Below are 23416 nucleotides of genomic sequence, written 5' to 3'. Positions count from 1 at the left end.
GGATTCCTCAGTACGGTGGCCCGGCCCCTCAGTACGGTGGCCCGGCCCCTCAGTACGGTGGCCCGGCCCCTCAGTACGGTGGCCCGGTCCCTCAGCACGGTGGCCCCGATCATGTGGATCGCTGGTCTGCTCCGATTGGATTGAATCCGCTCCCGCCCGGTCCTCCGCGGAATCGGAAGGCGACGTACTGGGCGCTCGGCGCGGTCGGAGTCCTCGTAGCAGCGGTGTTGGTCGTCGCAGTGGTCTGGCGACCATGGAAGGACGTGACTGCAACGGCGGCGAACGGCAGTGACACGCATGTGGTGAAAGTCCCCGGCGGACTGATCGGGTATGCGCCGAACGGCGAGTTGCTGGTCCTCGCGTCCGGCGGGGTTGAGCGTTGGAGTGCCGACGGTCGTACGCGGACACACGGTGTGGTCCGCCCCGATTTCGCCCAGGGCACGATTACTGCGGCGCTGTCGCCGGACGGACGCACGCTTGCGACGATCGGCACCGTCAGTAGCGGAAGCGAAGCATTGGTGGTCCTCGATGCGGACTCGGGGGCGCAACTGTGCCGGACGGGTGACGCCGATGGTGCCGGTACTCCGCTGATCTTCTCTCCCGACGGGGCGGAGTTGGTTACCGAGCAGATGGGGGGCTACCTGTCGGTCTGGGAGCCCCGTAGCTGCGCGCGGCAGCGGCAGCTGAAGATCAATGACACGCTCGGTCCGACATCATCGATGTGGACAGCGGCGGCCTACTCGCCGGATGGCCGGCGTCTGCTCGGCGCGGAGGGCGGTAGCCCGCTGCGTGAGTTCACTCGCCCGTTCGGTAGTTCCAGGGATGTCGTGAGCGCGGACATCGCGAATCTGTGGTTCTCGTCGACCGGCTCGGTCGCGCTCATTACGTCGTCGCGCCCAGAAGGCACGATGGTGTCGGGGCTGGACGCAAGTACGTGGGACGGCGTCAGTTGGACCAGGCTCGGGGCCCAGGTCGGCCGCGTCGAAGGAGCGGCACTCGCTCCTGACGGGCGTAGCTTCGCCGTGTCTTTGCCCGACTCGGTCGAGATCCGTGACAGTCGGTCCGGGGCAGTGACGCGAACTCTCACCGTGGGAATCTCGTCACCCGGTGTGCTGGCGTACAGCCGCGATGGCGCACGGTTGGCGGTACAGCAGGATTCGAGAGGGGGCGTGGCGTCGGTGTCGGTGGTCACCTTGGGGGACGAGTGAGCTCCTGTGACCTGTCGTGCGCGCATGCCACGAAATCCTTCGGACACGGATTGTGACCCTTCGGTAGCCGCGCGGCGGCGCCTCGTCGTTTGTCGGGTCGCATAGCGGTCGGCTCGCGTCCTCGGGGCCGACGGTGCGCTCCGGCACACCGTGTCGGTTCATGAGGTTGCCCACCCAGGTCGTCGTTGCGCCGGAACTCGATGTGCAGGTCGCTCCGTTCTCACGCGAGGATGCAGACGAGTTGTTCGAGGCGCTCGACTGGGCGCAGGTGTGGGAGCGCATCCCACGTGCGCGCCCCGCCGTACCGTACCGTCCGACCTCGCGGCGCAGTTGGAAGCCGACGTGCCCAACCGGAGAGCATTCGTCGTGAGGTCTCATCGCACGGTCGTCGGCACGTCGTCTTACTGTCTGGATCCCGCGGCCCCACAGGACATCGAGATCTCCCTGGAGCACTCTGTGGCTCGGGATGTGGGGCGAGTGGGGCTCGAACCCACGACCTACGGATTATGAGTCCGCGGCTCTAACCGACTGAGCTATCGCCCCCGACGCGCGGGCGGGGCCCGCAGCGGCTCGATAGTACCCGCGCACCGTCGAACCCGATCCCGGCGGACGGGTGCCGGGGCGGGCAACGGCGCACCGTCGGGCTACGGCCCGGCGCGTCGTGGGCCGTTTCGATCCAGAACGGGGGAACTCGTTCTAACGTGTGATGCGGATCACCCGAAACGGACATGGGGGTACGAGTGCTCGACCACTACGACGTGCGCAGCGGTTACTTCAACCTGGGGATCCGGCCGCCGGCGGGCCGCCGGGAGAGCCTCGGGCTGTGGCGCGTGGTCAAGGCGGTGCTCAACTCGGCGGCCGAGCTCGACGTCTACGTGTGCGCGACGCGCTACAGCGGGCGGCGTGGGGGCTGGGCGTCGTCGTAGCCCGCGGACCGACGACTACGCTCGACGGCATGGCCGACGACGCTCCCGCGCTGCCCGACGACGCAGCCGGACCCGAGCCCCGCGCGGGGCGGAAGATGCTGGCCAAGGGGGCCGCAGCGGCGCGCGCCGCGAACCGCAGCAAGGCGATTACGGGCCTGGTCCGTGCCGCCCGGGAGAACATGCCCGGCGGGCCCAAGAAGGAACTGTTCCAGCCGGACGCGGAGTCGACGGAACGGCTGTCGAAACTGGTGGACCGGATGGTGGGCGACGAGCCGACGGTGACCCGCGAGCTCGGCACCCTCGCGACGGCCACCTGGCAGGCGATGATCAGCCGGCGCGACCGCGATTACCTGCCGCCGAAGCCGATCACGATCCTGTTCACCGACCTGGTCGCCTTCTCGACCTGGGCGCTGGAGCGCTCGGACGACGACATCGTGCGGCTGCTGCACGCGGTCAACAAGACGACCAGGGAGATCGTGGAGCGGCACGGCGGCGTCATCGTCAAGACCATGGGCGACGGTGCCCTGGCCGCGTTCGACGGGGACACGGCGATCGAGGCCGCGTACGAGGTGATCGAGGCCGTCGGGATGATCGACATCGCCGAGGGCTACCGCCCGACGCTGCGCGCCGGCCTGCACACGGGCACGCCGCGGCGGGTCAAGGGCGACCTCATCGGGGTGGATGTGAACATCGCCGCCCGGGTCGCGGAGGCCGCGAACGGGGGAGAGGTGCTCGCCTCCGAGACGGTGTTCTCGATCGCGGAAAAGGACCGCTACCAGGTGCGACCGCGCCGCTTCAAGGCCAAGGGGGCGCCGCAGAAGCTTCAGGTCTTCTCCGTGCGGCCGCTGTACTGAGCCTCCGGGACAACCCTGAACTTCTCAAAACAAAATGCCGCGGGCTGTAACGATCCGTGGCACGGTCCGTATAGAGCGTGTGAATCGAATCCGAGAGTCCAGCGGGGCGCGACAGCGCACCGTCGAATCACCCAAGGATGGGAACCACATGAATACGAAGAAGATCGGAGCCGCCTCGTTCGCCGTCGTGGCCGCGGCGGGGCTCCTCGCCGGGTGTGGCAAGTCGACCGAGGGTGACAGCCCCGTCGCGTTCTCGCCCGTGACCGGTGACCAGTTCACCGCGAACCCCGGCGCCTTCCAGACCGACGGCGTCGCCGTGCCGCCCAAGGGCGTCACGATGGTCGGCAACGCGGTCGCCGCGCAGGCGGTCGCCAACTCGGGTCTGCCGCAGGGCACGATCACCTCGACCAGCAACAACACCACGGTCTACTACCCGCCGGCCCCCGTCATTCCGGGTATGCGTGTGGCGCCTCAGCCGGCGCCTCCTGCCCCGATGGTGCGCCCGGCGAACTACAAGCCGTGGAACTACACCCCGCAGGAGATCACGACCTACCAGCAGATCTGCGAGACGGGCTACTACAAGTCGACGACCACCTCGCCCGGCGTCAAGGTGAGCACCGAGACCCAGACGCAGACCTGCTACACCCTGTACGGGCGTCAGCTCGGCGTGAAGCCGTGGCACCCGGGTCAGCCGAAGCCGTGGCAGCAGCCGAGCTACCCGAAGCCGTGGTTCGAGGTGGGCTTCCAGGTCGACGTCCCCGTGATGTGGGTCTACCCCAAGACCTGGACGCAGCCGAAGCCGCAGCCGATCATCTCGGTGTCCATCGGAATCAACCTGGGCAACAACCCGTACCGCCACGTGAACCCGAAGTACAACGATCCGTACTACCCCGTGTGGGCGGTCACGCCGGGTCGCGTCGTCGAGGTCCGTAACCAGGACCGGATCGTCGCGCCGATCTACACCTCCACCACGACCACCACGTCGACGACCACCACGACCACCACCGTGATGGCGCCCGTCGCCCCCGGTGTGGTGCTCCAGCCGCTGCCGACCTCGGCGAAGGTGGAGCCCGTGCTCGCGCTGCCCGGCGCGAAGGTCGTCGGCAACGTCAACCTCGATGCCAACGTGACCGTTCCTGTGGCCGCGGCCGTTCAGGGCGCGACCATTCAGGCCGGTACCACGGCGTCGCTGAACGAGGCGATCGGTACGTCGGTCCAGGCGACCGTCGCGAAGCCCAGCTCGGACAACGCCAACCGCGTCGAGGTCCAGGGCGGCGCGGGTGCGACCGTCAACGGCGGTGCGGGTAACGGCACCGTCACCGGTGGAGCCGGCGGCAACGTGACCGGCGGCGCCGGTGCGGGCAACGGCACCGTCACCGGTGGTGCGGGTGCGAGCGTGACCGGCGGTGCCGGCGCGGCCACCACGACCACCACCAAGCCGGCGGCGCGCCCGACTGCTCCGACGCAGGCTCCGGAGACCACGCAGACGCAGACCGAGCAGCCGACTCGGACGCAGACGCAGGCCCCGGAGACCACGGCGACGCAGACGCAGACCCAGGCTCCTGAGACCACGCAGCAGCAGATGACTCAGGCGCCGGTCACGACCACCACCCCGGCCGTGACCCCGCAGGCCGCGACCCGCACGCAGGCGACGCAGAAGCCCGCTGCGAGCGCCGGTGTCTCCGCCGGTGCCGACGCGACCGTGTGCACGCCGGCTCAGGCCAAGGCGGGCACCTGCTCGGCCGGTTCCTAGTAGGTCGATCGCATGACTCCCTCGGGGAGGCCCTCGGAGCGCCACAGGCGCCTCGGAGGCCTCCCCGAGGGCGTTGTGGGGTTCCGGGCCGCCGAGGCCCGTAACTTTCCCCCGGCCCGACGGTGCGCCGCCCTCGCGTCAGCCACCCGGGCGCGGTGCTCGGAGGCGTCTGTGGACCCGTCCTCGCTAGGGCTCTGACCAGGCGATTGGTAACTCCGAGTGTCCATGCGCTAGAGTCTCTTCTCGGTCAAAGTTCATTCCCCCATAGCTCAATTGGCAGAGCATTCGACTGTTAATCGAAGGGTTGCTGGTTCGAGTCCAGCTGGGGGAGCCCACTTATAGCAGGTCAGGCCCGGTATTCGTACCGGGCCTTTCTTGTGTCCTGAGGCCGATTTCGGGCCAGTTACTCTCTTATCTCCCCTCTAATCGCCGAAACACGCAGCGGCGGGCAGCTCTGGCCGATGCCCTCGCGGGGCGCTCCGTACGCCGGCCTCCTGCGTCGGCAGGCGCACGGTTCGGGGTGGCGTGGTTGCGTTGAGCGCCACTCTATAGCATTGCTAACGACCGGTGCGATAGGGAGACTTTCTCCAGGGCTCGGTCACGGGCACCCCGCAGCGCCGGGCCGGGCGGATGGATCGACACACATCCACCCGACGCAGGGGAGTTTCAACGTGAATTTCACCAACGATCAGCTCTGGATCGAGCAGCAGATCGCCCGCCGCGTCCTCGCGCCCGGGGCTCGGGGCATGTCGGCCGCCGAGGCTGCACGACAGCACAACGAGGCCAACGCCCTGTCCAGCACCGACCCGGCCTACCTCGTGCCGCCGATCGTGGTCGTGGACCGTCGGATCGACGACCGGCCGCAGGTCTGGATCGGCTGCTTGGAGTGCTACAACGCGGGTGACCTGGTCGGTCACTGGTACCCGGCCGCCGACGCGGCAGGAGTCACCACGGACGCCCTACACGGGCGCCCCGTCGCCCCGGAGACGCACGAAGAACTCTGGGTGATGGACAGCGAGCGCATCCCGGTCCGTTACGAGATGAGCCCGGCCACCGCGACTGCGTGGGCCGAGGTTCTGGACGGCGTGCCCGAGCATCAGCGCCCCGCGTTCGATGCGTGGATCTTGGATCGGGACTGGCACACCGACCCGGACCCGGAGTTGGTCACCGAGTTCGACGAGAAGTACGCCGGCGAGTGGGACTCGTTCGAGGACTTCGCGCGCGAGTGGATCGCCAGCACAGGGCTGCTCGACGGTGTGCCGGAGGAGCTCTCGCGCTACTTCGACCACCGCGCCTACGCCCGGGACCTCGAGCACAACTACGACGTGATCAGATGTCCCGGCGGCGTGTACGTGTTCCATCAATGAGGAGGAGGCAGCGATGCCGATGCTCGACTGCCCCGTCCACGGTAGGCGCTGGCACACGCCGACCGACCCGCCGCGGTGTCCAGCGTGCGCCCACGGAGCGACACCGTATGCAGGGAGCGTTGAGGAGATGCTGGTCGCGCTCGCCGCGGAGGTCGAGCACGACCGCGGGGAGCACCGAGACCGCGGGGACGACCTGCCGAATTGGGATTGATCCGCTACCCGTTCCTACCTGCTGGAATATGTGATGGGGATAACCCTCCGGGTGACATCTCATACTTATTCGGAGGGTAGCAGACGCTGCCAAATCGGTTGCGCCGAAGCCCTTGCATTCCCAACCTGTTCTGCCTAACGTGCTGGTCGCGGGGGTTGAAGATGGCCCCACCGCGAACCCGGCAACGGTGCTCGCGGGCAGGCCGACTGCGGCCTGTCGCGTAGGCCGATGAATAGTGCTGACGACTAAGTGCGACAGCATGGTTGGTCGGTTACAAGCATGGTCTCGGCCGCGCGCGGCGTTGATCGCCACGTGTGTCGAGGCCAATGACCCTGGGGGTGCTCACATGTCTCTGTCTCGCGGCCGTACGGCCCGAACGACTCTCGCGGCGGCCGTCGTCGCGGCGGCCGTCTCCGCCTCGCTGCCTGCCGCAGCGTCCGCGGCGCCGGTCCCGGCGAACCTGGTCGGCAACTGGAAGGGCGACGTCACCTGGCCTACGGGCTCGCACGCGGTGACGCTCACCATCACCTCGTCCCGCCCGGTGCGCGGCCACATCAACGTTCCGGGCTACTGCGCCGGCGAGTGGCGCGAGGTCGACCGGAACGCCGAGACCGTGCGGGTGGGCTTCACCCGCACGTCCGGGATCGGGTGCGGGACCCAGAACGTCTGGCGACTGGCGTTCCCGCGTGAGCAGGGCTACATCTACGGCGTCAGCCTGACCTCGAGGAACGACTACATCGCCCTCTCCAAGGCCTCGTGATGCTGGGCAACGTCCGCGCAGCAGTGCTCGCACTCATGGTTACAGCGCTCGCCCTGACCGCTTGCTCGAACACGACAGAGGGCGGGGCACAGGCGCCGGCGACGGCTTCCGCGACGGCGAGCGCCGCCGGTTCGTCGACAGCGCAAGCATCCGCGCCTGCCGCAGCCCCGGTCGCGCCGGTGCCCGGCGCGTATGTGGGCGCTGGCGGTCCGCGCCCTGCCGATGCCACGCCCCTGCCGACGTACCTGGTCGGTGGCGTGCGGTCGGCGCATCTATCCAGCCCCTCGGGCGGCATCAAGTGCGACTTCCAGGTCGCCAGCAGTGACGGGTTCCAGGGCCAGTGTGGGGTGCGGAGCTACGCGACTTCCAGTCCGTACGGATGCACGCCGGTGGATGGCGGTCGGGGATGTAAGGCAAACTGGCTGTTCCCGTTCAGGAACGGCCTCGTCGAGGCGATCACGATGACCCGAGGTACCACGGGCTGGATGAACGTCACTCCCAGTACCGGGTACACGATCCCTGTGATCGCTTACGGCAGGAGCGTGTACTTCGACGACTGGGTATGCGCGTCGGCGTTCAACGGCATGACCTGCTGGAACACGAAAACAGGCTCTGGGGTGTTCATGTCGAATGAGCGCTCGGAGAAGTTCACCGGTCCTGGCGCCAGTGGTGCGGTCCAGGCGCCCGTGCAGACCTCCGCAGCCCCGCCGACCCAGCAGGAGCAGGGCGAAGCGGTCGTCCTCGGCTCGCTTCCCAGCAACGGCAGCGGTTACGGCGTCGTACGTCCGGGCGCGATCGACAACGGTGCGTCGATCACCGGCCGCGTCACAGGCATCAGCTGGTCGAGCTGGGGTGGCGACCGCGCCGAAGGGCGCGGCACCGCCTACAACGCGATGGGTGACGTGATGGGCGGAGCGCCCGAGACCTATCCCGTTCAGCTCGTTGCCTTTGAGATCGGGACGTGTGATGGCAAGCGGGCGTACCGAAAGCTCGCGGTGTACAAGGCCGGCGGGACGTTCAACGCCGCCAGCGCCAGCGACGTGTGCTGGACGGAGAAATGACGTGACAGGCGTTGAGTCGATGGTGAGCGACGGGTAGCCGAGCAGGAGAATGTGCCTGATTGCTCAATTCAGTCGAGTCGTTCGAGGACTCAGAGCGGGTGGAAAAACTCGATGCGCATGCGACGGCGATCTCGGTAGGTTCTACCCATGACGGACAGTAGAGCCCTGTACGACGTGCTCTCCCCGCGCGGCGGGACTGAGGGTGCATGGCCCGGCCGTGTCCCGCTCCGAGGCTGAGGCGGACCGATGGCGACCCAGTATGACCACATCACCGAGCGCCTGCAGGCGTTCATCGAGGACCAGCACATGTTCTTCGTCGCGACCGCGGCGCCCGACGGCCGGGTCAACGTGTCCCCGAAGGGGCTCGACTCGTTGCGGATCATCGGCCCCAACCGCGTGCTGTGGCTCAACGGCACCGGCAGCGGCAACGAGACGGCCGCGCATCTGCTGCGCAGTCCGCGGATCACGCTGATGTTCTGCGCCTTCGAGGGCAAGCCCCTCATCCTGCGCCTGTACGGCACGGCGAGGGCCGTGCACGACGGTGAGCCGGGCTGGCCCGAGCTCCTCGCCTCCTTCCCGCCGATGCGGGGCGCCCGCAACATCTTCGACGTGGATGTGGACCTGGTGCAGACCTCCTGCGGCTTCGGCGTGCCCCTCTACGAGTACGACGGCCAGCGCACGCTCATGGACTCGTGGGCCGAGAACAAGGGCGACGAGGGGCTGGAGCGGTACCAGCAGGAGCGCAATCTACTCAGCATCGACGGATTCCCGACGGGGCTCCCGGTCCAGTAACCACGCCGACGGCCCGGCGGTGGGCCGCCGGGCCGTCGTTCGTGTTCGGTTGTGGGGGAGCGGGTTACTTCTCGTCGCTGGTGGTCGGCTTGTCGTCGTCCGACGGTGTCGTGTCCGGCTTTTCGGTCTCCGGTGTCACCTTCTCTGTGACGTCGGTGCCGCCCCCGCTGGTGATCTTGTCGCTGGCCTTGTCGAGACCGCCGGTGATCTTGTCGCTGGCCTTGTCGAGACCGCCGGTGATCTTGTCGCCGGCTTTGTCGAGACCGCCGGTGATCTTGTCGGCGATGTCCTTAACCGGGGTGCCCGTGCGGTGCTTGCCACCACTGGTGTCTGCGGCTCCTGCGTTCGTACCAGCCGGTGCCGGGGACGGATCGTTGTTTTCGCCGACGGTAGGAATAGCGTCCGACGTGGCTTCCGGAGTGGCGGGTGCGGCTGCCGGCGTGGGCGTCGACCGGAGCGCAAGTGGGCTCGATGCGGGCGCGCTTGCCTGCTGCGCAGCGGGAACGGGCTGCTGCTTGTCCGCCCCGGGCAGGTTCTTGCTTTGGTCCACTGCCCGCTGTGAGAGATCCAGGATGCTCGACGCAGTGTTGTTCACCATCGGGCCGTACTGCTGCGTTGCCAGGTCCGAGATCGGCTTGAGGGCGATCGTGGAGAACACCTGGTAGACAGGCCCGAACGCCGTCATTACGGGTGTGATGACTTTGTCAATGCCTAGTAGGTGCGTCAGCGAATCAACGCCGAATGGTGCCAAGACGCCGGTCGTGATCTGACCGAGCGGATCAGTGGGCAGGAGGGTCGACGGAATCAGTCCGGCTGAGGTATTCGGCCCGGTCTTCTGTCCCACCTGGAGCAGGTTGTCGGAGAACAACTTGATCCCGAAGAGCGACGGCGAGGTGAGTCCTGCACCCTCCACTCCAAAGTTGAAGCCCCCAAGGCCGTAGAGCAACGGAATAGGCACACCTAGAGGGTTCTGCATTACGAGCAGGTTCTGGCCGTTGTTGAGGTTGATGCCGTTTGTGCCGACGTAGTTGCCTGTCGTTACGTTCAGGTTCGTCAGTCCGAATCCGAGCGCAGTGTTCACGTTCGAAAGCGTTGCGCCAATCGGCGAGTAGACGCCGTTGGCTGTCGGAAGCAGGACATTTCCCCCGAGCGAGCCGAAGGAGGCCACCTTCATCGGTAGCTGCACACCTGAGCCGAAGATGGGGACTGCGATGACAGTCGTGATGTCATCTGTGCCGGTGAGCCACTTGGGGATGGTTACGGCCCCCGTCGGCATCGCGCCCCACCAACCCAATTTGGTCTGCAGGGGGAAGTTGTACGTGCCGTTGCCCTGCGGAACCCAGATGGTTCCGGACGGAAGCGTTCCATTCGGAAGGAGCGGAATCTTCGTGAGGTCGACTCCTGTGATCCCTCCCAGGATCCCCCCAATCCCGCCGGGGTCGAGCCCTACGATGCTCCCGAGATTCAGGGTAATGCCGCTCGGGGTCTTGAGGAAAGTGTTGAGAAATTGGGTTTGCCCGTTGACTCCGAGCAAGCCCCAGTTGTATCCGCTGGTGTACTTCGTTTGGGTGGCCTCAAGGCCGACGATGAGACTGCTGAGCGAAGCAGAATCAAGAACGTTAACGAACGGTTTGACTAGATCGCTGGAGAGGATGTTGCCGAGGTTGGTTCCCACAGTAGTGAGCACGTTGCCACCGGGAATCGTGGTTGGTAGCGGGAGGGCGATGGGCCCGCTGCCTGGCACCGAGATGTTTGGCACGACCCCCGGGATTGTAGTGGGAAGCGTGAGACCACCGACGTTCTTCAGGACCTGAGGAAGACTCGAGATCTTGGTGATGTCGACCTTCGAGTAGTCGGACCCGAAGACCGGAAGGAGGCCCCCGGTGCCGCCGGCGACCGGATTCCATACGCTCCCCCCGGCGTTGGACGCGTTGTTCGCGGCGTTGAGGAAGTTGTCCAACGCATGTGAGTAGTCGCTGATCACTTGGGTGTAGTTGGGTGCCGCAGCCTGGGCCGGCGCGCCCATCAAGCCGACGGCCGCGGTGGCGCCGACGGCGGTCGCTGCGACGGCGGTTCGTTTCGCGGCCAGCTTCGACGCCTTACGATGCTTCGCACTCATGGTGGGAGGTTCCTCTCGGACGAAATGCAGATGACGCAATCGTGCATCCGCGCTGAGAATAAGTCCGTTGAAGTGTTGAACATCATCGATTGTGCAGAAGCAAATTTAGGGAGTTGGATGTCAAGTGTTTCTTGCTCTGCTATTGACCAAACCTAAGTTCCTGAAAGATTCGCGATAGGGTGGGGGGCAACGAGTGGAAGGAAGCGAATGAGCCTCGCGGAGTTGTCCGAATGGCCCGTCGAGAACGCGGCGGGGGCGCTGCTGCGCACCGACCTCGGGCGTACCGTCGACACCTACGGAGATGTCGACCGACAGTACGAACTGGCTTCTGTCACCAAGCTTCTCGTCGCATACGGGGTCCTCGTCGCGATCGAGGAGGAGGCGATCGCGCTGCGGCAGCCCGCCGGGCCGGAGGGGAGCACCGTCGAACATCTCCTGGCGCATGCATCCGGCATCGCCTTCGATTCTCCCGCCGTGCAGGCGCCGCCGGCCAACCAACGTATATACAGCTCTTACGGCTACGAATTGTTGGCGCAACTGGTCGAGCGCGAGACCGGAATCCCCTTTCCGGAGTATCTCCGCGAGGCGGTGTTCGCGCCACTCGGGATGCGGAACACGGAGCTCGCGGGGCCGGCCGGGCACGGCGCGCGGTCCACGGTGGCCGATCTGGCCCGCTTCGCCGCCGAGGTCGCCGCGCCCACCCTGCTCGACCCCGGCACCGTCGGTGGTGCGCTGTCGGTCCACTTCCCGGGCCTGCCCGGCTTCGTGCCCGGCTACGGCAAGTTCGCGAACAACACCTGGGGCCTCGGCTTCGAGGTCAAGGGCGACAAGCGCGCGCACTGGACGGGATCGCGGAACTCGCCGCGCACCGTCGGGCACTTCGGGCAGGCGGGGACGTACCTGTGGTTCGACCCGGACCTGCAGCTGGCAGCGGTGATCCTGACGGACCGGCCGTTCGGGGCGTGGGCGAAGCCGCTGTGGTCCGAGTTCAACGACCGGCTGATTTCTCAGGAACTTCAAGGCGTGTAACTGGCGCAACACGCGCATCATGGTGCACAATGGCTTCATAACTACATCGATGTGATAAAGCGCAGCTGGTAGCTCCGCTCGTTCTCGACAGGTGGCTTGGGGAAGACGTCCTCGTCGAAACGAAGAAGGTGGCAACCATGCAGCAGCTGAGTCAGTTTGCAGAGGTGACGACGGGAGTCGTCTGGATTCACGCCGCACCTGCTGCACTGTGCCCGCACGTGGAGTGGGCACTGTCGAGGACCCTCGACGCCCGGGCCACCCTCAAGTGGTCCGCGCAGGAGGCCGTCCCCGGCACGCAGCGCGCCGTCGTCGACTGGGTTGGCCCGGTCGGCAGTGGCGCGCGGATGGCGAACACCCTGAGGGAGTGGAACTCCATCAGGTTCGAGGTCACCGAGGATCCCTCCGAGGGGGTCGACGGTGAGCGGTTCTGCTACGCCCCGGGGCTGGGGCTGTGGCGCGGCACCATGAGCGCGTCCGGCGACACCCTGCTGGGCGAGGCGCAGCTGCGCTCGATGATGCTCGAGCAGGGCCCCGAGGGCATGCAGACCGCCCTCGACTCGCTCCTCGGCACCGCCTGGGACGACGCGCTCGAGCCCTTCCGCATGGGCGGCCAGGGCGCCGAGGTCACCTGGCTCTCGCAGGCCGTCAGCTGACGGTCCCTCTCATACCTGCCTGAAACCCGGCCCGGGCGGGCGAGCGCGGCGCGATCGGCGATGGCGCCCCGCCGGGACCGGGAACCCCTTCTCCTATCGACGAGGACCTGTCGGCCCGATCCGTCACCATCGGGACACGGCACGCACCTCGTCCGAGACACACGCACGGATCGCCGGCGCCCACCCGGGCGACCCGGGCACCGTCGGACATACGAAACCGGCCGCCGGGATGCCCCGACGGCCGGTCTCTGGAGAAATGCTCAGTGCTCACCGGAGTGAGCGCCCGCAATCGACCCCCGACGAATCGGGAGGTGCAGGGCTTACTTGCCCTTCTCGGCCTCGTACTTGCCCTTGAGCTCAGCGGCGAGATCAGCGTTCTCGGCCTCGAGCTTCTGGATGTACGCGACGGCGTCGCCGACGGTCTTCAGGCCCGCGAGGTCCTCGTCCGGCACCTTGACGCCGTACTTGTCCTCGAGCTGCACGGCGATCTCGACCATCGAGAGCGAGTCGATGTCCAGGTCGTCGATGAACGCCTTGTCCAGGGTGACCTCGGAGGGCTCGATGCCGGTGACCTCTTCGATGATCTCGGCGATGGCGGCGACGATTTCGTCCTGGCTGGTGGCCACAGTGGGTCCCTTTCCTTGTGTGACCCGACCCGCGATTTCACGGAGACGGGAGAATCTGTGCGACGTACGTCGCGGGTTCGACGGTGCCGGGGCGGCCCGTCGGTGATCGACGCGCTACTGCGCGGGGGCGAGCAGCTCGGCCAGGTCGGCCGGGGTCTTGACGGCGACCTGCGGCACGCCCTTGAGCTCGCGCTTGGCGATGCCCACGAGGGCGCCGGCCGGCGGCAGCTCCACGACCATCGAGACCTCGGCCTCGCGCATGGTGGCGGTGCACAGGTCCCAGCGGACCGGGCGGGTGACCTGCGCGACGATGGCCGCGAGGGCCTCGGCGCCGGAGGTCACGGCCTTGCCGTCACGGTTCGACAGCAGGGTCAGCTGCGGGTCACTCGGGGTGATCGACTGCGCGGCGGCCGCGACGGCCTCCTGCGCGGGTGCCATGAACTCCGTGTGGAAGGCGCCGGCCACGGCGAGCGGGCGCAGGCGCGCCTTCTCGGGGGCGTTGTCGGCCAGCTTCGCGAGGTTCTCGACGGTGCCGGCGGCCACGATCTGCCCGGAGGCGTTCATGTTGGCCGGGACCAGGTCGAAGGACTCGAGGGTGGCGAGCACGTCCTCCTCGACGCCGCCGAGGACGGCGGTCATCGACGTGGGGACGAGCGCGCAGGCCGCGGCCATGGCGCGACCGCGGATCGCGGCCAGGCGCACGGCCTCGTCGGCCGTGATCACGCCGGCTACGGCGGCGGCGGCGAGCTCACCGACGGAGTGGCCGGCGACGAGGGTGTCCGACGGCTGGTCGCCCATCTGCTCGAACGCGAGCAGCGCGGCGGCGACGACGAGCGGCTGAGTCACGGCGGTGTCCGTGATCTCGTCGGCCTCGGCGATCGTGCCGAGGCGGACCAGGTCGAGATCGGCGATCTCGGACCACGCGCGGAGGCGCTCCACGGCGGAAGGCTGGTCGAGCCATGCCGTCAGCATGCCGGGCTTCTGGGAACCCTGTCCGGGTGCGAGCAGTGCAATCACGCTTACCAGGAAACACCCCGGGAACCTGAAAGGAAGGTGTTGGAGCCTGAGAACCTGCCCCAGGGAATTTGTGGGGTTTCCACAAAAGTGCTGCTCAGCGAGTCCTGGCTGTTACCAGAGTGTTATTTGTGACTCGGCTAGCTCAGTGAGAGATCTGTGATCCGCGTCATAGCGGCGGGGGTGAAACGGTCCGGATTGGCCGCCGCGAGACGCCCGATCGTCGCTGCCACACGCAGTACGAAGGCGTCGCGCGGGTCCTGCGGATCCCGCCCGGTGATCTCCGCGATCTTCTTCAGGCGGTACCGCACGGTGTTGGGGTGCACGAACAGCTCGCGGGCGCAGGACTCCACCGCACCCCCCGAGTCGAGGTAGGCGTCCAGCGTGTCCGACAGCGCCGAACCGGCCTCCTCGAGCGGCTTGACGAGCAACTCGTAGAGCGTGCGGCCCGCATGCGTGTCGCCGATCAGGGCCCGCTCGGGCAGCAGCTCCCAGCTGTGCACCGGGCGCGGCGCCCCGGGCCAGCCCGCCACCGCGTTGACGCCGGCGATGGCCTCCAGGGCCGACGCGTGGGCGTCCTCGAGGGTGGGCACGGTGTGCCCGATCACCACGGGACCGTCGGCGAAGTGACGCATGAGCGCCTCCCCGAACGGGTCCCCGGTGGTGACCGCCCCGCTGACGATGACGACCAGTTTGGTGCCCTGCACAACGGCGAGGGCCGAGCGTCCGTGCGACCGGGCCGTGTCGTGGACCGATCCGGCCACCGAGACGTTCTGGTCGGGCGGGGGATTGCCGACGATGACGGTGGCCGACGCGACCGGGTCCCAGTTCAGGGCCGCGGCGCGGGAGAGGAGGTTCGCGCCGGTGTCGCCGCGGACCACCGCGTCGACGACCAGCGCCTCCATCCGGGAGTCCCACGCGCCCCGGGCCTCGGCGGCCGAGGCGTAGATCGCCGCGGCGCCGAACCCGATCTCCCGGCCGTACCGCAGCACCGCCTCGGTGAGCGCGATCAGCTGCTCCTCGTTGCGGGCCAGCAGCGGCAGCCAGCGCTCGAAGAACTCCATGGCCACGCGGACCATCTCGACGGTCTGCAGGAGCGTGACACGCCGGGCCAGGTCCTGCGGCACCGATTGGAACGCCGCCACGGTGTACGCCACGTCGCCGCCGTGGTCGATCCACTCCGCGAAGTTGACCACCGCGGTCTGGACGACCAGCTGGATCGACGCCCGCTGGCTGGCCTCGAGATCCGCGAAGTACGGCAGCTGCTCCTCCATGGAGCGCACCGCCTCCGTCGCGACGCGGCCCGAGTACTGGCGGATCCTGGCGAGGACCGCCTCGGGCAGCACTTCACGGGGCTCGGGCCGCTTCCTGGTGAAGCCCCCCTTCCCCGGCCTCCCGGGGAGGGGGAACGAGCCCGTATCAGCGGTCATGAAGTCCTAGGCTACGCCGGGGTCCGAAACCTGCTTCGGGGCGGCGAGCACGTCGTCGATCCGGTACCGCTTCGCGGCCTCCGCGGCGACCGAGAAATCGAGCGCACCGTCGCGCGCGAGCCCCAGCAGAACGCCCACGACGATCGACTCGGCGTCGACGTTGAAGTAGCGCCGGGCCGCCGGACGCGTGTCCGAGAACCCGAAGCCGTCGGTGCCGAGCGTGACATAGGTGCCCGGCACCCACTGCCGGATGAGGTCCTGCGTACCGCGCATGAAGTCGGACGCCGCGATCGTCGGGCCCTCGGTGCCGCCGAGGATCTTGGTGACGTGCGGGGTGCGGAACTCGGCGCTCGGATCGCGCAGCGCCGCCTTCTCCGACTCGATGCCGTCACGCGAGAGCTCGACCCAGCTGGTCACCGAGAACACCGACGCGGAGACACCCCACTCCTCGGCCAGCATCTGCTGGGCCTTCAGAGCGTCGGGCATCGTCACGCCGGAGGCGAGGATGTTCGCCTTCAGCGCGTGGGCGGTGTCGGCCGGCTTGAACAGGTACAGGCCCTTGAGCAGACCCTCGACGTCCAGGTTCTCCGGCTCCGCCGGCTGGTGGATCGGCTCGTTGTAGACGGTGATGTAGTAGTAGATGTTCTCCGGGTTCTCCCCGTACATCCGCCGCAGGCCGTCGATCACGATGTGCGCGAGCTCGTAGGCGAACGCGGGGTCGTAGGCCACGACCGCCGGGTTGGTCGACGCGAGCACGTGGCTGTGGCCGTCCGCGTGCTGCAGGCCCTCACCGGTGAGCGTGGTGCGGCCGGCGGTGGCGCCGAGCACGAAGCCGCGGGCCATCTGGTCGGCGGCGGCCCACAGGCCGTCGCCCGTGCGCTGGAAACCGAACATCGAGTAGAAGATGTACAGCGGGATCATCGGGACGTCGTGCGTGGCGTACGACGTGCCCACCGCGGTGAACGAGGCGGTCGAGCCGGCCTCGTTGATGCCCTCGTGCAGGATCACGCCCTGCGGGTTCTCCTTGTACGCGAGCATCAGCTGCGCATCGACCGCGGTGTAGGTCTGGCCGAGGCGGTTGTAGATCTTCAGCGTGGGGAACCAGCTGTCCATGCCGAAGGTGCGCGCCTCGTCGGGGATGATCGGCACGATGCGGGGCCCCACCTCGGGGTCGCGCAGCAGCTCCTTGAAGATGCGCACCACGGCCTGCGTGGTCGCGACCTCCTGCTTGCCCGAACCCTTGAGCATCACCTTCACCGCGTCGATGCCGGGCGTGTTGAGCACCTGGGCCTGCGTGCGGCGGGTCGGGACGAAGCCGCCGAGCTGCTTGCGGCGATCCAGCATGTACTGGATCTCCTTCGACTCCGGTCCCGGGGTGTAGTACGGCGGGAGGTACGGGTCCTTCTCCAGCTCCTCGTCGGTGATCGGGATCCGCAGGTGATCGCGGAAGCCCTTGAGATCGTCGAGGGTGAGCTTCTTCATCTGGTGCGTGGCGTTGCGGCCCTCGAAGTTGTGGCCCAGGCCGAAGCCCTTGACGGTGTGCGCCAGGATCACCGTCGGCTGGCCCTTGTGCTCCATCGCCGACTTGTAGGCCGCGTACAACTTGCGGTAGTCGTGGCCGCCGCGGCGCAGGCCCCAGATCTGCTCGTCGGTCATGTCCTGGACCAGCTCCTTGGTCCGCGGGTCGCGGCCGAAGAAGTGCTCACGGACGAACGCGCCGTCGTTCGCCTTGAAGGTCTGGTAGTCGCCGTCGGGCGTGTTGTTCATGATGTTGACGAGGGCACCGTCGCGGTCCTTGTGCAGCAGCTCGTCCCACTCGCGGCCCCAGATCACCTTGATCACGTTCCAGCCGGCGCCGCGGAAGAAGGACTCCAGCTCCTGGATGATCTTGCCGTTGCCGCGCACGGGGCCGTCGAGCCGCTGCAGGTTGCAGTTGACCACGAAGGTCAGGTTGTCCAGGCCCTCGGTCGCCGCGATCTGGATCTGGCCGCGCGATTCGGGCTCGTCCATCTCGCCGTCGCCGAGGAACGCCCACACGTGCTGGTCGGAGGTGTCCTTGATGCCGCGGTCGTGCAGGTAGTGGTTGAACCGCGCCTGCTGGATGGCGTTCATCGGGCCCAGGCCCATCGACACCGTCGGGAACTCCCAGAAGTTCGACAGCAGCCGGGGGTGGGGGTACGACGGGAGGCCCTTGCCCTTGTCCTCGTGCGACTTCTCCTGGCGGAAGCCGTCCAGGCGCTCCGCGGGGATGCGGCCCTCGAGGAAGGCGCGCGCGTAGATGCCGGGGGAGGCGTGGCCCTGGATGAAGACCTGGTCGCCTCCGCCGGGGTGCTCCTTACCGCGGAAGAAGTGGTTGAAGCCCACCTCGTACAGCGACGCCGCGCCCGCGTACGTGGAGATGTGGCCGCCGACGCCGACGCCGGGGCGCTGCGCGCGGTGCACCATGATCGCCGCGTTCCAGCGGATGTAGGCGCGGTAGCGGCGCTCGATCTCCTCATCGCCCGGGAACCAGGGCTCGAGCTCGGTGGGGATGGTGTTGACGTAGTCGGTGGAGGTGAGCGAGGGGATGGAGACCCGCTGCTCGCTCGCGCGCTCCAGCAGTCGCAGCATCAGGTACCGGGCGCGGGCCGGGCCGTGCGTCGCGATCAGGTCGTCGAAGGACTCGATCCACTCGCCCGTCTCTTCCGGGTCGATGTCCGGCAGGTAGGAGGCCACGCCCTCGCGGATCACGCGGACGCGGTCCGGGCGGTTGTCGTTCGACGGTGCGGGGTCCCCTCCGGATGTGGTTGCCGGGGTGGTGGCGGTCGAGTCGGTCACAAGTGCTCCTCACGGGTCGCGAAGGCGGTACTGGATGATGCCGGGGGTGTGCGGTGTGTCGCAGATCCCATCCTGCCGCATTCGAAAGCTACTCGACAGTCGCATTCCGCGTAGTGGAATACGCCAGGTCCGCAGGCGCGAGTTCGGCGTACCCCGCTTGCGTGTAGGCGCGCGTGCCGTAAGTTGACACGAAACACAGATGAACGGGCGGCGTCGGGCCGTCCGTGCGAACGCGAGGAGGCTCCCACCGGTGTCCACGAATGGGTCATTCGCCCAGAAGATGGGCCTGCAGCCCGGAAACATCGTGCAGGAGATCGGTTGGGATGAGGACACCGACGACGACCTGCGCCTCGCCATCGAGGAGCTCACCGGCGCGGAGATGCTCGACGAGGACGTCGACGAGGTCGTCGACGTCGTGATCCTCTGGTGGCGCGACGACGACGGCGACCTGGTCGACACGCTCATGGACGTCATCACTCCGCTGTCGGACGACGGCTACGTGTGGGTGCTCAGCCCCAAGACGGGCCGGCCCGGCCACGTGCAGCCGAGCGAGATCGCGGAGGCGGCGCCCACCGCCGGCCTCACCCAGACCTCGTCGACCAACCTCGGGTCGTGGATCGGCTCGCGCCTGGTGCAGCCGAAGTCGGGCCGCGTGGCCAAGCGGTGACCACGCCCTGCCCCGACGGTGCGCCGTCCGCACCCCTGCAGGTCGGAGCGGTCGCGCCCGACTTCACGCTGCGCGATCAGAACAATCAGCCCGTCTCGCTGGCGTCTTACCGTGGGCGCAAGAACGTGCTGCTGGTGTTCTTCCCGCTCGCGTTCACGGGCACCTGCGAGAGCGAGCTCGGGGGCATCCGGGATTCGCTCCCGTCCTTCGAGAACGACGATGCCGCCGTCATCGCCGTCTCCGTCGGCCCGCCGCCGACGCACAAGGTCTGGTCGGGCTCGCAGGGCTACCTGTTCCCGATCGTCTCCGACTTCTGGCCGCACGGCGCGGTGTCGCGGGAGTACGGCGTGCTCAACGAGCGCAACGGCTACCCGAATCGCGGCACCTTCGTCATCGACCGCGACGGCGTGATCCGCTTCTCCGAGATGAACGAGCCCGGCGTCCCGCGCGATCAGTCGCTTTGGGAACACGCCCTCGCTGCGCTAGCCTCATCCGGCAAGCGCGTGTAGCTCAGTTGGTTAGAGTTCCGGTCTTACACACCGGCTGTCGGGGGTTCGAGTCCCTCCGCGCGCACCATGTGATGAGTCGCGACATGTGTCACACATGAGGCGCGGTCGGGACGAACGTCCTCATCGATCGGGACGCAGTCCCGGGACATGTGCCGGTGCCTCACGGCGGTGCACAGGGGAAAGATTTAGTTGACGGCACAAATGAGTCGAGGGCGTGGACTCGGCTGCCGTCACGTCCGATCACCCCAACCGGAAAGACCACATGATGACCTTCCGCACCGCTATCGCCACGGCGGCGACTCTCACGGCCGCCGCAGCATCGTTGCCCCTGTTGCCGGCGTCGGCATCGGCCACCCCGGCGGCGCCTTTGCCATCCGTGCGCGACTGCGCGGGCAAACCGACCATCAGGCCCACCACCATCGTATTGACCTGCGGTGACGCCAATCTGAGGCTCGACGGGATCCGATGGCACGAGTGGGACGCGCAGGAAGCCGTTGGTTACGGAACCTTGCGCGAGAACACCTGCCGCCCCAACTGCGCGCGCGGCACGACGGTCAGCAAGCCCGTGGGGATCACCCTGCATTCTCCGGTCGGCGCGGCGCATCAGCGGCACTTCACCACCGCCACCTACGGTGCGTCCGGCGCGTGGGGCAACAGTTTCCGGGATGCGGCGCTGCCGTGAACCTCTGAGCAGGGACCGCTGCACCGTGGTGGCTCAGAGCACCTTCGGTGCAGCGGGTCCCGGTGGATCGGTCGTGGTCAGAAGTCCCAGTCCTCGTCGGCCGTGGGCTCTTGGGATCCGACGACGTACGAGCTGCCCGAGCCGGAGAAGAAGTCGTGGTTCTCGGCCGCTCCGGGGTCGAGCGCGGCCATGATGTGCGCGGGGACCTCGCATTCGTCGCGCGGGAAGAGCGGGTCGAACCCGAGGTTCGCCAGTGCCTTGTTGCCGTTGAAGCGCATGAACGGCAGGACCGGATCGGTCATGTCGAGAGGGTCGTACAGGTAGTGCGCGTAGCCGACCTCGTTCTCGTAGAGTTCGCCGAGCATGGAGTGGGCGAACTCGCGCAACTCGGCCCGGCGTGATGCGCCGCTGTTCTGGATGCCGCGCTGGAACTTGTAGCCGATGTAGTAGCCGTGGACGGCCTCGTCCCGGATGATGAGTCGGATGATGTCGGCCGTGTTGGTCAGGATCGATCGTGACGCCCAGTGCAGGGGTAGGTAGAAGCCGCTGTAGAACATGAACGATTCGAGCATCACCGAGCTGATCTTCTTCAGCGGATCCTCGCCGCGGTAGTAGTCGCGAATGATCCGCGCCTTCTTCTGGAGGAACTCGTTGCTGCGAGACCAGGCGAAGGCGTCGTTGATCTCCTGCGTACTGCACAGGGTGGAGAAGATCGAGCTGTAGCTCTTCGCGTGCACCGACTCCATGAAGGCCATGTTCGTGTACACGGCCTCCTCGTGCGGAGTCGCCGAGTCGGCGAGCATCTCGATGCAGCCGACGGTGCCCTGCATGGTGTCGAGCAGGGTCAGTCCGGTGAACACCCGCACGGTCAGTTGTTGCTGCTGCTGCGACAACAGGCTCCAACTGGGGAGGTCGTTGGACAGGGGGACCTTCTCCGGCAGCCAGAAGTTGGCGGTCAGCCTGTTCCAGACGTCGAGGTCCCGCTGGTCGGGGACGTCGTTCCAGTTGATCGCCTCGACCGGGGCGGACGTATTCGGCTCAGCCACGGGCCGTCCCGACGTCGTCGCTGGCGGTTGCCGACGGTTGGGTCATCAGGGGCTCCGTTCGCAGTGGACTTCCGAACGTCAATATCCTAAGTTAGGCGAACCGAAAATAAAAGTATTAGCACCCGTAATCTCAACGAGACGCGGCACCCCAGCGACGTCGATGCGTGATCGACGCGCTCGACCACGGCGTCATCGGTCCCGATAGGCCTCCAGCAGCCGCAGCCACACCTCGCTGATCGTGGGGTAGGCCGGCACCGCGTGCCACAGCCGCGCGATCGGGACCTCGCCCACCACGGCGGTCGTGGCCGCGTGCAGGAGCTCGGCCACCGCGGGGCCCACGAGCGTCACGCCGATCACCACGCCCCGGCTCTCGTCGACGACCATCTTCGCCCGCCCGGCGTAGTCGTCCGCGTACAGGCTCGCGCCCGCCACCCAGCCCAGGTCGTAGTCGACCACCGCGATGTCCGTGCCGGCCGCGCGCGCCTGCGCCTCGGTCACGCCGATCGCCGCGACCTCCGGGTCGGTGAAGATCACCTGCGGCACCGCGGTGTGGTCGGCCGTCGCGACGTGCGCGCCCCACGCCCCGTCGTCGACGGGCTCGCCCTTCGCCCGCGCCACGATCACGTCACCCGCGGCCCGCGCCTGGTACTTGCCCTGATGCGTCAGCAGCGCACGATGATTCACGTCGCCGGCCGCGTACAGCCAGTCGAAGCCCTCGACCAGCATCGTGTCGTCCACGGCCAGCCACGTCCCGGGCTCCAGCTCGACCGTCTCCAATCCCAGGTCGACGGTGCGCGGCGACCTCCCGGTGGCCGCCAGCACCTCGTCGGCCACGACGGTCCGCCCGCCGGAGGTCTCGATGGTGACCTCGCCGTCCGTGCGCGTGACCCGCGTCGGCGACTCGCCGGTCACGATCTCGACGCCCAACGCGCGCAGACCGTCCGCGACGGCCTCGCCCGCGAAGGGCTCGAGGTTCGTCAGCACGCCACTGCGCGCGATGAGGGTCACCGCCGAACCGAGCGAGGCGTACGCCGTGGCCATCTCGGTCGCGACCACGCCGCCGCCGATCACCGCGAGCCGCCCGGGCGCCGACCTCGCGCTGGTGGCCTCGCGGCTGGTCCACGGCCGCGCCGCGCGCAGGCCCTCGATGTCGGGCACGGACGCGTCCGTCCCGGTCGCGACGACGACGGCGTGTCGCGCGGTCAGGGTGGTCTCGGCACCGTCGGGCCCGGCGACGGTGACCCGGCGCGGCCCCGCGAGCCGGCCGTGCCCGCGGACGGTGACGATCCCGGACGCAGGCGCCCAGCGGGCCTGGCCGGTGTCGTCCCAGTCGTGGGCCACGGCGTCGCGCCGCGCGAAGACCTCGGACGGATCCAGCGCGGCGGGGCCGGCGAGGGCGCCGCGCACGTGTTGCGCCTCGCGCAGGGCCTGGCCCGGTCGCAGCAGCGCCTTCGACGGCATGCAGGCCCAGTAGGAGCACTCGCCGCCGTACAGGTCGCTCTCGATCAGGGCGGCGGTGAGCCCGCCCCGGACGGCGCGGTCGGCCACGTTCTCGCCGACCGGCCCGCCTCCGATCACGATCACGTCATAGGTCGTCTCGTCCATCGCGCACCTCCTCGGACCACCGTAGTGCGGGCGCCGGAAAAAGAAGATGCGGCGGCGTGCGACCACTGGCTACGCTGGGCCGGACCGTGACAGGCCCTGAGGAGGTGAGACCCGTGAACGTTTCAACGATGTCGGTGCTCCCTCCGATCCCACGGCTGAACTAGTGGCGCGTGTCGTTAATCATTGAACGGTTCGACGCCTGCGAGAATCGGGGTATGGCGAATCATCCTGCTCCGGCGTTGACGCTGCGCGACGGCGACCGGGAGGTACTGGAGTCGTGGACCCGG

Annotated in this window: 20 protein-coding genes and 3 tRNA genes; 15 read left to right on the top strand and 8 right to left on the bottom strand. The window is 67.9% G+C overall.

All coding sequences use genetic code 11. The features are described 5' to 3' along the window. Positions 1–263: 263 nt before the first annotated feature. The gene (locus tag HF999_RS15800; RefSeq protein WP_139057998.1) at positions 264–1208 is read left to right on the top strand and encodes a WD40 repeat domain-containing protein; all 945 of its coding nucleotides are present in this window, start codon (positions 264–266) and stop codon (positions 1206–1208) included. A gap of 469 nt (positions 1209–1677) precedes the next feature. Here the strand turns inward: HF999_RS15800 and HF999_RS15795 are convergent. Further along, positions 1678–1751: transfer RNA gene (locus HF999_RS15795), tRNA-Ile, on the bottom strand. 185 nt (positions 1752–1936) lie between these two features. Between HF999_RS15795 and HF999_RS15790 the strand changes: the two genes are divergently transcribed. From HF999_RS15790 to HF999_RS15755, 8 genes are all read left to right on the top strand, one after another. After that, positions 1937–2134: a hypothetical protein gene (locus tag HF999_RS15790; protein WP_168546816.1), complete on the top strand. Its 198-nt coding sequence runs from the start codon at positions 1937–1939 to the stop codon at positions 2132–2134. 29 nt (positions 2135–2163) lie between these two features. Then, positions 2164–2988 carry an adenylate/guanylate cyclase domain-containing protein gene (locus tag HF999_RS15785; protein ID WP_168546815.1) on the top strand — a complete coding sequence of 275 codons (825 nt, stop codon included), beginning with the start codon at positions 2164–2166 and terminating at the stop codon, positions 2986–2988. Between the two features lie 148 nt (positions 2989–3136). Continuing rightward, complete coding sequence (locus tag HF999_RS15780) at positions 3137–4741, top strand: hypothetical protein (protein ID WP_168546814.1); 1605 nt, start codon at positions 3137–3139, stop codon at positions 4739–4741. Positions 4742–4999: 258 nt separating this feature from the next. After that, a tRNA-Asn gene (locus HF999_RS15775) sits at positions 5000–5072 on the top strand. A 340-nt stretch (positions 5073–5412) separates the two neighbouring features. Continuing rightward, the gene (locus tag HF999_RS15770; protein ID WP_312854162.1) at positions 5413–6108 is read left to right on the top strand and encodes an antirestriction protein ArdA; all 696 of its coding nucleotides are present in this window, start codon (positions 5413–5415) and stop codon (positions 6106–6108) included. A gap of 557 nt (positions 6109–6665) precedes the next feature. Beyond that, the gene (locus tag HF999_RS15765; RefSeq protein ID WP_168546813.1) at positions 6666–7079 is read left to right on the top strand and encodes a hypothetical protein; all 414 of its coding nucleotides are present in this window, start codon (positions 6666–6668) and stop codon (positions 7077–7079) included. Continuing rightward, on the top strand, positions 7079–8140 hold the full coding sequence (locus HF999_RS15760) for a hypothetical protein (protein WP_168546812.1): 1062 nt from the start codon (positions 7079–7081) through the stop codon (positions 8138–8140). The genes HF999_RS15765 and HF999_RS15760 overlap by 1 nt, the downstream gene beginning before the upstream one ends. A 246-nt stretch (positions 8141–8386) precedes the next feature. Then, entirely contained in the window at positions 8387–8932 is a 546-nt protein-coding gene (locus HF999_RS15755; RefSeq protein ID WP_168546811.1) for a pyridoxamine 5'-phosphate oxidase family protein, read from the top strand. 64 nt (positions 8933–8996) lie between these two features. On the opposite strand, the gene HF999_RS15750 is transcribed toward HF999_RS15755, so the two are convergent. After that, a complete protein-coding gene (locus HF999_RS15750; protein ID WP_168546810.1) occupies positions 8997–11051 on the bottom strand; it encodes an antitoxin in 2055 nt (684 codons plus the stop codon). A 207-nt stretch (positions 11052–11258) separates the two neighbouring features. Between HF999_RS15750 and HF999_RS15745 the strand changes: the two genes are divergently transcribed. Together HF999_RS15745 and HF999_RS15740 are read left to right on the top strand one after the other, a co-directional pair. Then, on the top strand, positions 11259–12080 hold the full coding sequence (locus tag HF999_RS15745) for a serine hydrolase domain-containing protein (protein WP_168546809.1): 822 nt from the start codon (positions 11259–11261) through the stop codon (positions 12078–12080). 137 nt (positions 12081–12217) lie between these two features. Further along, positions 12218–12733, top strand: a complete 516-nt coding sequence (locus tag HF999_RS15740; protein ID WP_168546808.1) for a DUF3145 domain-containing protein — start codon at positions 12218–12220, stop codon at positions 12731–12733. Between the two features lie 320 nt (positions 12734–13053). On the opposite strand, the gene acpM is transcribed toward HF999_RS15740, so the two are convergent. From acpM to aceE, 4 genes are all read right to left on the bottom strand, one after another. Next, the gene (gene acpM, locus HF999_RS15735) at positions 13054–13359 is read right to left on the bottom strand and encodes a meromycolate extension acyl carrier protein AcpM (RefSeq protein ID WP_068530048.1); all 306 of its coding nucleotides are present in this window, start codon (positions 13357–13359) and stop codon (positions 13054–13056) included. A gap of 114 nt (positions 13360–13473) precedes the next feature. Next, on the bottom strand, positions 13474–14376 hold the full coding sequence (locus HF999_RS15730; protein ID WP_168546807.1) for an ACP S-malonyltransferase: 903 nt from the start codon (positions 14374–14376) through the stop codon (positions 13474–13476). A 137-nt stretch (positions 14377–14513) separates the two neighbouring features. Next, complete coding sequence (locus HF999_RS15725; protein ID WP_168546806.1) at positions 14514–15803, bottom strand: PucR family transcriptional regulator; 1290 nt, start codon at positions 15801–15803, stop codon at positions 14514–14516. Between the two features lie 6 nt (positions 15804–15809). Next, on the bottom strand, positions 15810–18620 hold the full coding sequence (gene aceE, locus HF999_RS15720; RefSeq protein WP_168546805.1) for a pyruvate dehydrogenase (acetyl-transferring), homodimeric type: 2811 nt from the start codon (positions 18618–18620) through the stop codon (positions 15810–15812). Between the two features lie 280 nt (positions 18621–18900). On the opposite strand from aceE, the gene HF999_RS15715 reads away from it, so the two are divergent. The 4 genes from HF999_RS15715 to HF999_RS15700 all read left to right on the top strand — a co-directional run bounded on the left by HF999_RS15715 (position 18901) and on the right by HF999_RS15700 (position 20478). Further along, entirely contained in the window at positions 18901–19287 is a 387-nt protein-coding gene (locus tag HF999_RS15715; protein ID WP_168546857.1) for a DUF3052 domain-containing protein, read from the top strand. After that, the gene (locus HF999_RS15710) at positions 19284–19796 is read left to right on the top strand and encodes a peroxiredoxin (RefSeq protein ID WP_168546804.1); all 513 of its coding nucleotides are present in this window, start codon (positions 19284–19286) and stop codon (positions 19794–19796) included. Before HF999_RS15715 ends, HF999_RS15710 begins: the two co-directional genes overlap by 4 nt. Next, positions 19787–19863: transfer RNA gene (locus HF999_RS15705), tRNA-Val, on the top strand. The genes HF999_RS15710 and HF999_RS15705 overlap by 10 nt, the downstream gene beginning before the upstream one ends. Before the next feature lie 147 nt (positions 19864–20010). Next, the gene (locus HF999_RS15700; RefSeq protein ID WP_168546803.1) at positions 20011–20478 is read left to right on the top strand and encodes a hypothetical protein; all 468 of its coding nucleotides are present in this window, start codon (positions 20011–20013) and stop codon (positions 20476–20478) included. Between the two features lie 77 nt (positions 20479–20555). Here HF999_RS15700 and nrdF read toward each other — a convergent pair whose 3' ends face one another. Both nrdF and HF999_RS15690 read right to left on the bottom strand, forming a co-directional pair. Beyond that, the gene (gene nrdF / locus HF999_RS15695; RefSeq protein WP_168546802.1) at positions 20556–21524 is read right to left on the bottom strand and encodes a class 1b ribonucleoside-diphosphate reductase subunit beta; all 969 of its coding nucleotides are present in this window, start codon (positions 21522–21524) and stop codon (positions 20556–20558) included. 189 nt (positions 21525–21713) lie between these two features. Further along, positions 21714–23129, bottom strand: a complete 1416-nt coding sequence (locus HF999_RS15690) for a dihydrolipoyl dehydrogenase family protein (RefSeq protein ID WP_168546801.1) — start codon at positions 23127–23129, stop codon at positions 21714–21716. Positions 23130–23416 lie beyond the last annotated feature (287 nt).

Source organism: Tsukamurella spumae (assembly GCF_012396015.1).
Lineage (GTDB): Bacteria > Actinomycetota > Actinomycetes > Mycobacteriales > Mycobacteriaceae > Tsukamurella > Tsukamurella spumae.
The sequence above is the reverse complement of the archived record's forward strand: the minus strand, read 5'-3'. Positions and strand labels throughout refer to the sequence as shown.

Bases quoted from the DNA above. Each gene is read 5' to 3' on its own strand.
- HF999_RS15790 (WP_168546816.1), top strand. From the start codon at position 1,937: ATGGGGGTACGAGTGCTCGACCACTACGACGTGCGCAGCGGTTACTTC.
- HF999_RS15785 (WP_168546815.1), top strand. From the start codon at position 2,164: ATGGCCGACGACGCTCCCGCGCTGCCCGACGACGCAGCCGGACCCGAG.
- HF999_RS15780 (WP_168546814.1), top strand. From the start codon at position 3,137: ATGAATACGAAGAAGATCGGAGCCGCCTCGTTCGCCGTCGTGGCCGCG.
- HF999_RS15765 (WP_168546813.1), top strand. From the start codon at position 6,666: ATGTCTCTGTCTCGCGGCCGTACGGCCCGAACGACTCTCGCGGCGGCC.
- HF999_RS15760 (WP_168546812.1), top strand. From the start codon at position 7,079: ATGCTGGGCAACGTCCGCGCAGCAGTGCTCGCACTCATGGTTACAGCG.
- HF999_RS15755 (WP_168546811.1), top strand. From the start codon at position 8,387: ATGGCGACCCAGTATGACCACATCACCGAGCGCCTGCAGGCGTTCATC.
- HF999_RS15750 (WP_168546810.1), bottom strand. From the start codon at position 11,051: ATGAGTGCGAAGCATCGTAAGGCGTCGAAGCTGGCCGCGAAACGAACC.
- HF999_RS15745 (WP_168546809.1), top strand. From the start codon at position 11,259: ATGAGCCTCGCGGAGTTGTCCGAATGGCCCGTCGAGAACGCGGCGGGG.
- HF999_RS15740 (WP_168546808.1), top strand. From the start codon at position 12,218: ATGCAGCAGCTGAGTCAGTTTGCAGAGGTGACGACGGGAGTCGTCTGG.
- HF999_RS15725 (WP_168546806.1), bottom strand. From the start codon at position 15,803: ATGACCGCTGATACGGGCTCGTTCCCCCTCCCCGGGAGGCCGGGGAAG.
- HF999_RS15715 (WP_168546857.1), top strand. From the start codon at position 18,901: ATGGGCCTGCAGCCCGGAAACATCGTGCAGGAGATCGGTTGGGATGAG.
- HF999_RS15690 (WP_168546801.1), bottom strand. From the start codon at position 23,129: ATGGACGAGACGACCTATGACGTGATCGTGATCGGAGGCGGGCCGGTC.